General features: G+C 69.4%; 12 protein-coding genes and 2 tRNA genes. 7 read left to right on the forward strand and 7 right to left on the reverse strand.

Features of this window, described 5'->3' with window-relative positions; all coding sequences use genetic code 11:
* The 3 genes from clpX to VG899_00310 form a co-directional block, all read right to left on the reverse strand.
* Positions 1-860: ATP-dependent Clp protease ATP-binding subunit ClpX (gene clpX / locus VG899_00300; protein ID HWA64796.1), on the reverse strand; the 860-nt coding region annotated here is incomplete at its 3' end.
* Positions 861-1,026: 166 nt separating this feature from the next.
* Complete coding sequence (locus VG899_00305; protein ID HWA64797.1) at positions 1,027-1,689, reverse strand: ATP-dependent Clp protease proteolytic subunit; 663 nt, start codon at positions 1,687-1,689, stop codon at positions 1,027-1,029.
* 2 nt (positions 1,690-1,691) lie between these two features.
* Positions 1,692-2,306 carry an ATP-dependent Clp protease proteolytic subunit gene (locus VG899_00310; GenBank protein HWA64798.1) on the reverse strand — a complete coding sequence of 205 codons (615 nt, stop codon included), beginning with the start codon at positions 2,304-2,306 and terminating at the stop codon, positions 1,692-1,694.
* A 161-nt stretch (positions 2,307-2,467) separates the two neighbouring features.
* Here VG899_00310 and VG899_00315 point away from each other — a divergent pair, with 161 nt between their 5' ends.
* The gene (locus VG899_00315; protein HWA64799.1) at positions 2,468-3,097 is read left to right on the forward strand and encodes a hypothetical protein; all 630 of its coding nucleotides are present in this window, start codon (positions 2,468-2,470) and stop codon (positions 3,095-3,097) included.
* Here the strand turns inward: VG899_00315 and tig are convergent.
* Positions 3,094-4,530, reverse strand: a complete 1,437-nt coding sequence (tig, locus tag VG899_00320) for a trigger factor (protein ID HWA64800.1) — start codon at positions 4,528-4,530, stop codon at positions 3,094-3,096. The two genes, VG899_00315 and tig, sit on opposite strands and share 4 nt — an antisense overlap.
* A 53-nt stretch (positions 4,531-4,583) precedes the next feature.
* Positions 4,584-4,656 (reverse strand) — tRNA-Pro (locus tag VG899_00325).
* A 36-nt stretch (positions 4,657-4,692) separates the two neighbouring features.
* On the opposite strand from VG899_00325, the gene VG899_00330 reads away from it, so the two are divergent.
* Both VG899_00330 and VG899_00335 read left to right on the forward strand, forming a co-directional pair.
* Positions 4,693-4,764, forward strand: a tRNA-Gly gene (locus VG899_00330).
* An 86-nt stretch (positions 4,765-4,850) separates the two neighbouring features.
* Complete coding sequence (locus tag VG899_00335; GenBank protein HWA64801.1) at positions 4,851-5,846, forward strand: NADP-dependent oxidoreductase; 996 nt, start codon at positions 4,851-4,853, stop codon at positions 5,844-5,846.
* Between the two features lie 144 nt (positions 5,847-5,990).
* Here VG899_00335 and VG899_00340 read toward each other — a convergent pair whose 3' ends face one another.
* Positions 5,991-6,977: an alpha/beta hydrolase gene (locus VG899_00340; GenBank protein ID HWA64802.1), complete on the reverse strand. Its 987-nt coding sequence runs from the start codon at positions 6,975-6,977 to the stop codon at positions 5,991-5,993.
* A gap of 30 nt (positions 6,978-7,007) precedes the next feature.
* Positions 7,008-7,865: an alpha/beta hydrolase gene (locus VG899_00345; protein ID HWA64803.1), complete on the reverse strand. Its 858-nt coding sequence runs from the start codon at positions 7,863-7,865 to the stop codon at positions 7,008-7,010.
* Positions 7,866-7,939: 74 nt separating this feature from the next.
* On the opposite strand from VG899_00345, the gene VG899_00350 reads away from it, so the two are divergent.
* From VG899_00350 to VG899_00365, 4 genes are all read left to right on the forward strand, one after another.
* Positions 7,940-8,545, forward strand: a complete 606-nt coding sequence (locus tag VG899_00350) for a helix-turn-helix domain-containing protein (protein ID HWA64804.1) — start codon at positions 7,940-7,942, stop codon at positions 8,543-8,545.
* The gene (locus VG899_00355; GenBank protein ID HWA64805.1) at positions 8,542-10,047 is read left to right on the forward strand and encodes a cellulase family glycosylhydrolase; all 1,506 of its coding nucleotides are present in this window, start codon (positions 8,542-8,544) and stop codon (positions 10,045-10,047) included. Before VG899_00350 ends, VG899_00355 begins: the two co-directional genes overlap by 4 nt.
* Positions 10,048-10,120: 73 nt before the next feature.
* Positions 10,121-12,481, forward strand: coding sequence for a CocE/NonD family hydrolase (locus VG899_00360; protein HWA64806.1), 2,361 nt, complete (start codon positions 10,121-10,123; stop codon positions 12,479-12,481).
* 44 nt (positions 12,482-12,525) lie between these two features.
* On the forward strand, positions 12,526-13,290 hold the full coding sequence (locus VG899_00365; GenBank protein HWA64807.1) for an SDR family NAD(P)-dependent oxidoreductase: 765 nt from the start codon (positions 12,526-12,528) through the stop codon (positions 13,288-13,290).
* Positions 13,291-13,299: the final 9 nt, after the last annotated feature.

Consider the following 13,299-nt stretch of genomic DNA (forward strand, 5'->3'; position numbering starts at 1 on the left):
GGCATGAGCTTCTCGAGCATCTTGCCGCGCTCCAGGCGGGCAACCGACGCCTCCGACCCGAACCCGATGCCGCGCTTCCCCACCCGCTCCTCGACGATCTTCTCGAGGCCGTCGAAGGCGCCACCGCAGATGAACAGGATGTTCGTGGTGTCGATCTGGATGAAGTCCTGGTGCGGATGCTTCCGGCCGCCCTGCGGCGGGACGCTCGCCGTCGTACCCTCCAGGATCTTCAGCAGCGCCTGCTGGACGCCCTCACCGGAGACGTCGCGGGTGATCGACGGGTTCTCGCCCTTGCGGGCGATCTTGTCCACCTCGTCGATGTAGATGATCCCGGTCTCGGCCTTCTTGACGTCGAAGTCGGCGGCCTGGATCAGCTTGAGCAGGATGTTCTCGACGTCCTCGCCGACGTACCCGGCCTCGGTCAGCGCGGTGGCGTCGGCGATCGCGAACGGCACGTTGAGCATCTTGGCCAGCGTCTGCGCGAGCAGCGTCTTCCCGCAGCCGGTCGGGCCGAGCAGCATGATGTTGGACTTCGCGAGCTCGACCGGCTCCTTGTCGGTGCCGCCGGCCTGGACCCGCTTGTAGTGGTTGTAGACGGCCACGGACAGCGTCTTCTTGGCGGTGTCCTGGCCGATGACGTAGGCGTCGAGGAACTCGTAGATCTCGCGCGGCTTGGGCAACGAGTCGAACGACACGTCCGAGGACTCGGTGAGCTCCTCTTCGATGATCTCGTTGCAGAGGTCGATGCACTCGTCGCAGATGTAGACGCCGGGCCCAGCGATGAGCTTCTTGACCTGCTTCTGGCTCTTCCCGCAGAAGGAGCACTTGAGCAGGTCGCCACCGTCACCGATGCGTGCCACTCGGTCTCCTCTGGTAGGCGCCGTGCCTGGGTCGGCCTATCCGCCGTTCCGCAGCGTCAGGCTCGCTACGACGGTATCGCGCCAAACCGACATCGCACCCTCAAATGCCGCTCCGGATTGCCCGGCTGGCGTGTCGTGGCGAGCGTCCCGACGGTTCGCCGCCCGGTCAGGAGGCGTTCGGTACGGCGGTGAGCTTGCGGCTGCGGATGACCTCGTCGATCAGCCCGTACTCGACCGCCTCTTCAGCGGTGAGGATCTTGTCGCGCTCGATGTCTTCCTTGACCTGCTCCGGCGTGCGCCCGGTGTGGCGGGAGATCATGGTCTCGAGCAGCGATCGCATCCGCAGGATCTCCCGCGCCTGGATCTCGATGTCGCTGCCCTGGCCGCCGCCCTCGCTGTAGGGCTGGTGGAGCAGGATCCGGGAGTTCGGCAGCGCGAGCCGCTTGCCGGGGGTGCCGGCGCCGAGCAGCACCGCCGCCGCCGAGGCCGCCTGCCCGAGGCAGACCGTCATGATCTCGGGACGGATGAACTGCATGCAGTCATAGATCGCGGTGAGCGCGGTGAACGAGCCGCCCGGGGAGTTGATGTAGATCGAGATGTCGCGGTCGGGGTCCATCTGCTCGAGGCAGAGCAGCTGCGCCATCACGTCATCGGCGGAGGCGTCATCGATCTGCACGCCGAGGAAGATGATGCGCTCCTCGAACAGCTTGGTGTACGGCGAGAGCTCCTTGAAGCCGTAGCTCGTGCGCTCGGTGAACGTCGGCAGGATGTACCGACCCTGAGGTGCGCGTCCCGCGTCGTACATGCCGGTCTCCCGTGAGTTCGTCATGGTCAGGAAACCGCGCCTTCGGACGGCACCTGGTTGGCCCGGGCGACGACGTGGTCGACGAACCCGTAGTCCCGCGCCTCGTCCGCAGTGAACCAGCGGTCGCGGTCGGAGTCGCGCTCGATCTGCTCCACCGTCTGGCCGGTGTGGAAGGCGATCCGCTCCTGCATGGTCCGCTTGGTGTAGAGCATCTGCTCGGCCTGGATCGCGATGTCGCTCGCCGAGCCGCCGATGCCGCCGGAGGGCTGGTGCATCATGATCCGCGCGTGCGGGGTGGCGTAACGCTTGCCGTTCGCCCCGGCGCACAGCAGGAACTGGCCCATGCTGGCCGCCAGGCCGACCGCCACGGTGGCGACGTCGTTGGTGACGAACTGCATCGTGTCGTAGATCGCCATGCCGGCGCTCACCGAGCCGCCGGGCGAGTTGATGTAGAGGAAGATGTCGCGGTCCGGGTCCTCCGCCGACAGCAGCAGCAGCTGCGCGCAAATCGTGTTGGCGATGGGATCGTCGACCTGGCTGCCGAGGAACACGATCCGCTCACGGAGCAGCCGCTCGTACACCGAGTCGTTGAGGTTCAGGCCGGAGCCGACACCTCGCATGTCCGGGGTCAAAGGACTCATGCGACGACACTAACCTCCACCACCGCCAGCTTCAGGGCGGCGTGCCCGGTGTTCGCTGTGAGCGTGCGAGCTTCGCCGGGCGTGGACAGGACGCCGTTCACGTGAGCGCAACATGAGCCCGGCACAGTGTCGGCGAGGCCGTCGACCGAAAGGACCGATCAGTGTTGTTGCGCGCGCGGGTCAGTGTGCTCGACCGACCCGGATCGCTGCTCGGCTTGGCCAAGGCGATCGCCGGGCTCGGCGGCAACATCGTCGACATCGAGGTCCTCGCAAGCTCGGACGACCGGGTGGTGGACGATCTGATCGTCGACCTGGCGGGCAACGATCCCGAAATGCTCATGAAGGAACTCGCCAACGCCGGCGCCGAGGTGCTCGACCTGCGCCGTACCGTGCAGGTCACCGGACAGCGCGGAGATCTGGATCTGCTCGCCCGGGTGGCTGCCGAACCGGCCAGCGCGATGGCGACGGTCGTCGCGCTCGCCCCCGCCCTGTGGTGCGCCGACTGGGCCGCGCTCGGCAGCGCAGCGCCCGGATCGACGCCGCGGCATGCCACGCCCGGGGCGCCACAGCCGCTGCCGGCCGGGCTGCCCGAGCCGCTCGGCCCGCTCCCGCGGCGAGGTACGACGCAAGGCGACAACGGGGTGGCCTACGAGGTCGCGGGCATGCCGTGGGGCAGCCACACCCTCTACCTCGGCCGCACGGACGGGCCGCTGTTCTTGCAGGTCGAGCTCGTCCACCTGCGCCGCGTCGTCGAGCTCGCCGCGGCACTCGCGGCCGGCGTCGAGAGCTAGTCGGCGACCTGGTCGGCCTGCTCTGCCGCCGCGGCCTCGTCCGGCTGGTCGGCTTCGGCGGGTTGGTCGGCCTCGTCGGCCTCGTCGGATTGGTCGGCCGCAGCGGGCGAGTCCGCGCGACCGCTCAGCTTCTCCAGGTCGACCGGGCGGCCTGACGCGTCGGTGATCTTCGCCCGTTCCATCACGCCGGCCAGCGCCTTGCCGCGCAGGATGTCCGACATCAGCGAGCCGAGCGCACCGGCGTTGACGATCTGCTGTGCGAAGGCGTCGGCACGCATCCCGGAGCGAGCCGCGCGGCGAACGATCTCCTCGGTGAGGTCGGACTCGTCGACGCTCAGCTCTTCCTTCTTCGCGATCGCGTCGAGGATGAACTGCGAGCGAATGGCCTTGGCGGCGTTGTCCTCGAGCTCGGCGTCGATCGCTTCGGCCGTGGTGCCCTCGGCGGCGGCGTAGTCGTCCTTGGTGATGCCGGCCGCCTTCAGCTGGCTGTCCAGCTCGTCGCGGCGGTAGTGGACCTCGTCGTGGAGGACGTGTTCCGGGACCGGCACCTCGATCTTGTCGAGGAGGGCCTCCAGGACCTTCTCGCGCGCCTGCACGCCCTGGTTGAGCGCCTTGATCCGCGCGAACCGGTCGCGCACGTCGCTACGGAGCTCCTCGATCGTGTCGAACTCACTCGCCGTCTGCGCGAAGTCGTCGTCGAGGTCGGGGACCTGCTTCTCCTTCACCGACCGCACCGTCACGGTCGCGGTCGCCGCCTGCCCGCCTTCGTCGCCGGAGCGCAGCTGCGTCTCGAACTCCTTGGACTCCCCCACCGACAGGCCGATCAGCGCCTCGTCCAACCCGCTGACGAGCGCGTCGCTGCCGACCTCGTAGGAGAGGTTGCTCGCCGACGCGTCCTCGACAGGGGCACCGTCGACGGTCGCCGTCAGGTCGATCGAGACGAAGTCGCCGGAGGCGACGGCGCGCTCGACGCCCGCCAGGGTGGCGAATCGGTCACGCAGCGCTTCGAGCTGCTGCTCCACGTCGGCCTCGTCGACATCGGCATCCTCCACCGAGACCGGCAGTCCGTCGTACTCGGGCAGCTCGATCTCCGGGCGGACGTCGACCTCAGCGGTGAACGCGAGCTGCTCACCGTCTGCGAAGTTCGTGACCTCGATCTCCGGGTGGCCCAGGATCTCGAGCTCCTGCTCGCGCACCGCGTTGCCGTAGAACGTCGGCAGCGACTCGTTGACCGCCTCTTCGAGCACTGCGCCGCGACCGACGTGCTGGTCGATCAGCCGAGCGGGGACCTTGCCCGGCCGGAAGCCCTTGATGCGCACCTGCTGCCCGATCTTGCGGTACGCCGCGGTCAATGCCGGCTCGAGCTCGTCGAACGGCACCTCCACGGTCAGCTTGACGCGGGTAGGCCCGAGGGTCTCGACGGCGCTCTTCATGACGGCGCGGCTCTCCTGTGCAGCTTGGGTTTTGCGTGAGGACGGTGGCGCAGTCGGGGCGGGGAGACTCGAACTCCCGATCTCCTGCTCCCAAAGCAGGCGCGCTAGCCACTACGCTACGCCCCGCGGCGTGCCCTGCGATCTTAGGTCGGCACCGCCTGCGCGGGTGTAGCTCAATGGCTAGAGTTCCAGCCTTCCAAGCTGGCTATGCGGGTTCGATTCCCGTCACCCGCTCCCTTCCGTTTCGCCGAGCCCTACGTTCTTGGTCTTTCGGACCCCCTTGAAAGACCGTTTTCGTTGGGCTCGGCGATGATGGCGGTGTGACGGACAACGGGCGCGACAGCGTTGGAAGTCCGGGAGCTACCGGACGAGCCGTGCGACTCGAGTCGTTCGGCGGACCCGAGGTCTTGCGCATCCACGAACTTCCCGTGCCGCGACCTGACACGGGACAGATCCGGGTGCGGGTCAACGCAGCCGGACTGAACCCGATGGACTGGATCATGACGGCCGACGCACAGACCGCGGCCCGGTTCGGCTTGAGTCTGCCGGCGGGCTTCGGCACCGACTACGCCGGCGTGGTGGACGAGGTCGGCGACGGCGTCACCGGGTTCGCAGTCGGCGACCGGGTGTACGGCGGTGCCGTTTCCCGCGCCGTTGCCGACTTCGTCGTCATCGACGCGGCGGGGACCATCGCGGGTGGCGGCGTGGCACATCGCACCCCGGGCGCCCTCGACGACCGCACCGCCGCGACGTTGACGATCGGGGCCTCTACCGCCCTCGCGGCGCTGGCGGTGGTGAAGCCCGGACCAAGCGACACGGTGCTGATCGGTGGCGCGGCAGGCGGTGTCGGGGTGTTCGCCGTCCAGCTCGCGCGTCGGGCGGGGGCGCGAGTGATCGGGACCGGGGCACCGACATCGGCCGACTTCCTGCGCAGCCTCGGCGCCGAGCCCGTCGCCTACGGCGATGGGCTGGCCGACCGGGTCCGCGCCCTCGCTCCCGGCGGCGTCACCGCGGCGATCGATCTGTACGGCGACGAGGTGGTGTACGCCGCACGCGAGCTCGGCATCCCGGATCAGCGCATCACCACGATCGCTGCCCAGGTCGACGGGGTGATGCCGGCGAACGGCGCCAATGCCGCGCCCAGCTCGCTGGAGGAGGTGGCCGGCCTCGTCGCGGCCGGTGAGGTGCGCGTCCCGATTGCCGCGACCTTTCCGATCGAGCAGATCCGCTCCGCCGTCGAGCTACAGGCGGGCCGGCACGTGCACGGCAAGGTCGTCATCGACCTGCAGGGGCCGCCGCCGCTCCGTACGAAGTAGCACACACTGTGCCGCCGCGTGTCCCACGATGCGCCGCTTGTCCGGTTCCGGGGCGACGTTGTGTGCTGCTTCGAAACGGCACGCTCGATTCCAACGGCGCCGGCGCCGCCGCTGCGGTGGCGTCGCGGCTTCGGCGGGTGCGGCTCACAGCGAGGTGAGCCACTCCACCAGGAGCCGGTTGACCTCGTCGGCCTTCTCCTGCTGCACCCAGTGGCCGCAGTCGGAAAGGATGTGGCTGCCGCGCAGGCCCGGCAGGCTCTGCGGGAACCGCTTGATCGCGTTCTGGCCCCAGATCACCGGGCCGTCCTTCTCCCCGCCGATGAACAGCGACGGCTGGCGGATCGGTACGCCGGTCCAGGCGCGCAGGTCGATCCAGTCGCGGTCGACGTTGCGATAGCGGTTAAGCGGCCCGCGAAAGCCGTTGCGCTCGAACTCCGCGGCGTAGAAGTCGAGGTCCTCGTCGGTCAGCCACTCCGGCAGCTCGTCGGGCAGGCCGATGCGGTCGAGCAGCAGCTTTCCCTTCGCGACGGTGCCCATCGTCCCGCCGTCCGGACTGCGCCGCGCCTGCGCCGACGCGCCGACGTAGAACTTCAGCAGCGAGGTACGGACGTCGGCTTCGAACTCACGCTCCGCGCGCCCGGGCTCCTGGAAGTAGTTGATGTAGAACTCTTCCTCGAGTCCGGTCAGCTGGCCGGCGGCCTCACCGAATCGGTCGAAGGCTTCGGTCGGCCGCGGGCCGCCGGGTGCGTTGTACGGCACGCTGAGCATCGCGACCGCGGTGAAGATGTCCGGGCGCAGCAGCGCGGAGTGCGCGGCGATCGGCGAGCCCCAGTCGTGGCCGATGACAATCGCCTGCGACCCGGCGCCACCGAGGGCCTCGACCACCCCGACGTTGTCGCCGACGTGATGCACCATCCCGTACGCCTCGACCTCGTGCGGCGCCGACGACCGGCCGTAGCCGCGTACGTCGATCGCGACCGCCCGGAACCCGGCGTCGGCGATCACCGGCAGCTGGTGGCGCCAGGAGTACCAGGACTCCGGGAAGCCGTGGACGAGCAGGACGAGCGGCCCGGTCCCCGCCTCGACGCAATGAATACGCGTCCCGCGGGCGTCGACGATCTGATGCTTCATGACCGTGAGGCTAGGGACTTCGGGCCGGGATTACCGCCCGGCGGGGACCGGTACGAAGTCGGCGATCAGCTCGGTGAGGACGTCCGGCTTGTCGAGGGAGACGAAGGCCTGCGACCCGGGTACGGTCTCCAGCCGGCAGTCGGGGATCAGCGCGGCGAGCCGGCGGGCGAGCTTCACCGGGAAGGCTCGGTCGTCCTCGCCCCACACGAGCATCACCGGCACCTCGACGGCGGGCAGCGCTTTCGCCGCGGCCATCGTGTGACGGGTGTTGATCCCGCGCAGCACCGCCGCCGCGTCACGGCGTACCTCGCGGTCGGTGATCAGCGACTCGGTCCAGTCGAGCGCCACCTCGTCCGACACCCCGGCGTGGGTGAGCAGGCCGAAGCCGAGTGGCGAACGTCGCGTGGCCTCGTGGCGGGTCGCCTTCCCCACCCGCGCGAGCAGCCCGGGCGCGTAGCCCAGCGCTTGCAGGTGTCGGAACAGAGGCGGGAAGAAGTGGCGGAAGCAGTCGCCGCTGGTCATGACCGCGCCGCCTGCGACGCCCGGATGCCGGGTGAGGACGAGCTGGGCGATCGCGGTGCCGGTGTCGGTGGAGACCAGGGTCGGCGCCTGCAGGCCCATGGCAGCGACCAGGTCCGCCACCAGGCGCGCGAGACCGGGCGGGGTCAGGTCGGCGCGGGGCCGCATCGGCGTACGGTGCGCACCCATCGGCAAGGTCGGCATGATCACCCGGAAGCCGCGCGCGGCGAGCGGCTGCGCCACGGGTTGCCACACCTGCCAGCCGGCTAGGGCGCCGTGCAGGAACAGCAGCGGCGCCCCGTCGCCGACCTCGTGGACCTCGATCCGACCCGCCGGGATCGCGACGCTGTGCACGCGCATCTGGGACATCGGCACCTCCATGATGATCGACCGACCGTTAGTCGGTCAGCGACTTATAGTCGGTCAGCGTAGGCTTCCGACCCGTGACTGGCAAGTCGAGGCGCGAGGAGTACGCCGCTCAGACGCGTGCCGCGGTCATCGCCGCCGCCGTCGAGCTGTTCGCGGACAAGGGGTACGCCGCGACAACGATGGACGCCGTGGCGGCGCAGGCGCGCGTGGCCAAGGGCGGGGTCTACCACCACTTCGCGAACAAGGCTGAGCTGTTCGAAGCGACGTTCATCGCGATGGAGGAGCGCCTGCTCGGCCGGGTGATGACCGTCATCGAGTCCACGCCGGACACCGAGCAGATGGTCGTCGCGGGGATCGACACCTTTCTCACCGAGTGCTTCCAGCCGCAGTTCCGCCGGATCGTGCTCGAGGAGGCGCCGGCCGCTCTCGGCTGGCAACGATTCAAGGAGATCGACGAGAGCTTCTTTCTCGGCCTGATGAAGGGAGGCCTCGCCGACCTGGCGAGCACCGGCCGCTACGCCGTCGCCGACGAAGACCTCACCGCTCGGGTCCTGCTCGCCGCCCTCACCGAGGCCGGACTGTCGGCAGCCAGTGCGTCCGACCCGGACGCCGCGCTCGAGCAGGCGCGGGCGCTGGCTGCTCAGCTGCTCCGCGGTCTGCGAAGCGACGCGACGACATGAGGCGCACCCGACGCGGCCGCTGGTGTGCCGTCACGTGTGTCGCCCTGCTCGCTGGCCTGCTGCCCGCCGCCGCGTCGGCAGGTACGTCGGCGCCGCGCCACGCCCCTCGCGTCACTTGGCACGACGCCACGCAGGTCCCCTCGTCGGATCCGCAGCTTCGCCGGCGCGGACCGTTCCTGATCGACGGGTCCGGCCGAGTCGTGATCATCCACGGCGTCAACGCGGTCTACAAGCACGCTCCGTACGTCGCCCCCGCCACCGACCGCGGGTTCACCGCGCGCGACGCGAGGTTCCTCGCCGCCAACGGCATCAACGGTGTACGACTCGGCGTCCTGTTTGCCGGCGTCATGCCCCGACCCGGCGTGATCGACCACCACTACCTCGACCGGGTCGACCGGATCGTGAAGCTGCTCGCGGCTCAGCACATCTGGGTGCTGCTCGACTTCCATCAGGACGCCCTCAACGAGAAGTTCGACGGCGAGGGCTTCCCGGCCTGGGCGGTCCACGACGACGGGCTGCCGTTCGTCAACCTCGGCTCGTTCTTCGTCAACGACCAGGAACCCGCGGTCGAGGACGCCTACTCCCACATCTGGAACGACGACTTCGATCTGTGGCGCTACTACACCCAGGCCTGGGTGGCCGTTGCCAGGAAGTGGCACGACCAGCCCTACCTCATGGGCTACGACCTGTTCAACGAGCCCAACGGCGGCCTCCAGATGCTGACCTGCGCCAACCCGCTCGGCTGCCCCCTCTTCGACGCGACCCTCGAACGCTTCTACAACCACATCCGTACCGCGATTCGCAAGGTCGACCCCCACAACCTCGTCTGGTACGAGCCGCAGTTCCTGTTCAACGCGATCTCGGCGTCCAACTTCACTCCCACCGGGGACCCGGTAGTCGCGCTGTCCTGGCACGACTACGCCTGCACCCCGGCGTTCGTCCAGAGCGACGTCGTGCCGGGCGACCTGGACTGCAAGGTCAACGAACCGAGGGTCATGGACGACGCCGCGGCGCAGATCAGGCGCATGAGCAGCGGCGGCCTGATGACCGAGTTCGGCGCCGGCGACGACCTGACCGACCTTGCCGGCCTGACGCGGGACGCCGACCAGCACCTGACCGGCTGGATGTACTGGCAGTACAAGCATTGGACCGACCCGACCGGCGGATCACAGGAGGGGCTGTTCGCCGACGACGCGCGCCTGTCGACGGTCAAGACGGCGAAGCTCGACGTGTTGTCGCACCCCTATCCGCAGGAGATCGCAGGTACGCCGACCGCGATCTCGTGGGACCCGACCGACAAGGTGCTGACGTTCAGCTACACCCCTCGCCGAACGAGCGCACCGACCGTCGTGTTCGTCCCGCGACGGATGCACCCACGACGGTTCGTCGCGACGGTCACCGGCGGCCGGGTCGTGAGCGGTGCCGGCACCAGCCGCATCGGCATCGCGGCGAACCCGTCATCGCTGCGCGTCACCGTCACGCTGCGGCCGCGGCGCGGCTGATCAGCCGACCCGGGAGCGTGATCGCCCCGATTGTCGGGAGGGACGCCGCCGGCGGCGACGAATGATGACCGCTATGACGCCACACCGCCGTAAGTCCCTGCCCGCCGGACGCAGCTTCGCGGCGGCCGTCGCGTTGCTGGCGAGCCTGATCGTCGGCGTCGGCGCCGCGTCCGCCAGCCCGCACGCCGGGGCGGGGCCGCTGTCGGTGACGGGCAGCGTCAACGAGGTCTTCGCGACCGGCGTCGCGCCGGGCGCGACCGCCGAGCTGACCGACTCGGCCGGCAAGGTCGTGGCGAAGCAGGCCGCGGACTCCCTCGGCGGCGTCATCTTCTACAAGGTCAAGGCGGCCAGCGGCTACCGCGTCGTCGCCGGCGGGAAGACCAGCAAGCCGGTGACCGTGCACACCAAGCGGTCGGCGCCGTGGGACCCGTCGGTCTACAACCAGTCGATCCCCGACTCCGGGTACGGCTACCTCACGACGCGTGACGGCACGAAGCTCGCGATCGACGTCCACCCGCCGACCAGCCCGGCCGGCCTTGGCCTGCCCGACATCACCTTGCCGAGCGGGCTGCCCGACTACGCCCCGCCGTACCCGACGCTGATCGAGTACTCCGGCTACGGCTACGCCAACCCGTCAGGCCCGGAGAACGGGATCGCGGTCATCGCCAACCTCATGGGGTTCGCGGTCGTGGACGTGAACATGCGCGGCACCGGATGCTCGGGCGGCGCGTTCAACTTCTTCGAGGCGCTGCAATCCCTCGACGGCTACGACGTGATCCAGACCATCGCCCGCCAGCCGTGGGTCAAGGGCCACAAGGTCGGCATGATGGGCATCTCCTACGGCGGCATCAGCCAGCTGTTCACCGCCTCGACCCGCCCGCCTGCCCTCGAGGCGATCGCGCCGATGTCGGTGATCGACGCGACGGCCACGACGCTCGAGCCGGGCGGCATCCTCAACACCGGCTTCGCGGTCGCTTGGGCGGAGGAGCGTCAGCAGAACGCCGAGCCCGCCACCGGACCGACCAAGGGCCAGGGATGGGCGTACAAGCGGATCCAGTCGGGAGACCAGACCTGCAAGAGCGACCAGGTCCTGCACGGTGAGGCCGAGAACCTGCTCGACGTCATCCGGGCGAACACCCACTACCACCCGGCGTTCGCCGACTCCCTCGACCCGGACACGTTCGTCCACAAGATCGACGTGCCGACCTACATGGACTGCCAGTTCGAAGACGAGCAGACCGGCGGCCACTGCATGGCCCTCGCTGAGCACTTCACCGGGACCAAGCACAAGTGGTTCACGTTCACCAACGGGGTGCACTTCGACTCACTCGACCCGTACCAGCTCGACCGCATGTACGACTTCCTGGAGATCTACGTCGCCCACCAGCCGCCGCTGCTCAACGCGGCGGTGATCAACGCGGCAGCGCCGCTGGTCTACCAGATGGGCGCGGGCTTCCCGTCGAGCGATCTGGTCACCTTGCCGGCCGACCCGATCCAGCTCCAGCCGACGTACGCCGGCGCGCTTGCGGCGTTCCAGAAGCTCCCGGAGATCCGGGTGTTGTTCGACAACGGCGCCGGACCCGACCCGCTCGGCCAGGTCACCCCGGGCAACCCGTACCCGGCGTTCGAGAAGTCCTTCGCCAAGTTCCCGATCCCCGGCACCGTCGCGAAGCGGTGGTTCCTCGGCCCGGGCGGGACGCTGACCGACCACGCCGCCACGTCGTCCCACGTGGACATTTACACCTCGAACCCGCACGCGCTGCCCATGACCGACTTCGGGCCGAACACCGGCGGCGGCGGGCTGTGGGGCGACGCCTCGCAGTGGTCGTGGAGCTGGAAGCAGAACCCGAAGGGGACCGCGGTCTCCTACGTCACAGCTCCCCTGACCACCGACACGACCGTGATCGGCGCAGGCGCCATCCACCTGTGGGTGAAGTCGTCGACCCCCGACGTCGATCTGCAGGCGACCGTGAGCGAGATCGACCCGGGCGGTCACGAGGTGTTCGTGCAGAACGGCTGGATGCGGGCCAGCGAGCGCAAGCTCGCCACCGGCAAGCACACCATCTTCGGCAGGCCCAGCACGCTGCTTCAGCCGGTGCCCAGCTTCAAGCAGTCGGACTCCGCCCCCATGCCGAAGGGCAAGTTCGTCGAGGTCGTGATCCCGCTCTACTACGAAGGCCACGTCTACCGGGCCGGCACCCGGATCCGGATCACCATCGCCGCGCCGAACGGCACGCAGCCGATCTGGGCGTTCAAGGAGACCAGGCCGGCGAAGGGCACCAGCCAGGTGTCGATCGCGTTCTCCAAGACCCGCCCGTCGAGCCTCTACCTGCCGGTGGTCCCCGGGGTGTCCGCCCCGACCGGGATCCCGGCGTGCGGGAGCCTTCGCAACGAGCCCTGCCGCGCGTACGTCCCCACCGCGAACCAGCGCTGAACGCGTCGGGGTAGCACGTGAAGCTGGCAGGAGCGGTGGTCGTCGTGACGGGCGCTTCGCGCGGCATCGGCGCCGAAGTCGCCCGTCAGGCGGCCGCCAAGGGCGCTCGGGTCGGACTGCTCGCCCGTAACGCCGACGAGCTCGGTGAGCTCGCCGCCGCGTTCCCCACTCAGTCACTGGTCGTGCCCGTCGACGTGACGGACGCGGCCGACCTGGTTGCCGCGTTGCGCCGGGTCCGGACCGAGCTCGGACCGATCGACGTACTCGTCAACAACGCCGGTATCGGCGCCTACTCGCCGTTCGTCGACGGTGGCGCCGACGACCTGGCGAAGCTGTGGCCGATCAACGTGCAGGCCGTCGCTAACGCGATGGCGGAGGTCCTGCCGGACATGCAGGCTCGGGGCAGCGGGGTGATCGTGAACATGACCTCGATCGCCGGTCGGATCGGTGCCCCGGGCGAGGCGGCGTACTGCGCGAGCAAGTTCGCCGTCATCGGGCTCAGCGAGACCGTGCGCGCTGAGGTGGCGCCGTACGGCGTGAAGATCTGCCTGATCAACCCGGGGCCGGTCGCCACCGCGTTCGGCGAGGCGCGCGGCCACCCTTACGACCGCAGCTTCCCCAAACCGGTGTCGGCGGCGCACGTCGCCAAACGCACGATCCGCTCGATCGAGCGAGGGACGCCGGAGATCTTCATCCCGCGCTGGCTGCGCCCGTCGCTGATCTTCAAAAACCTCGCGCCGCCGCTGTTCGACCTCGGCGTCCGCCCGGAGGCGAAGCGCATGCTCGCCAAATGGAAGTCGACGCACTAGCCAGTAAGA

This window comes from Mycobacteriales bacterium, assembly GCA_035550055.1.
Lineage (GTDB): Bacteria > Actinomycetota > Actinomycetes > JAFAQI01 > JAFAQI01 > DASZTV01.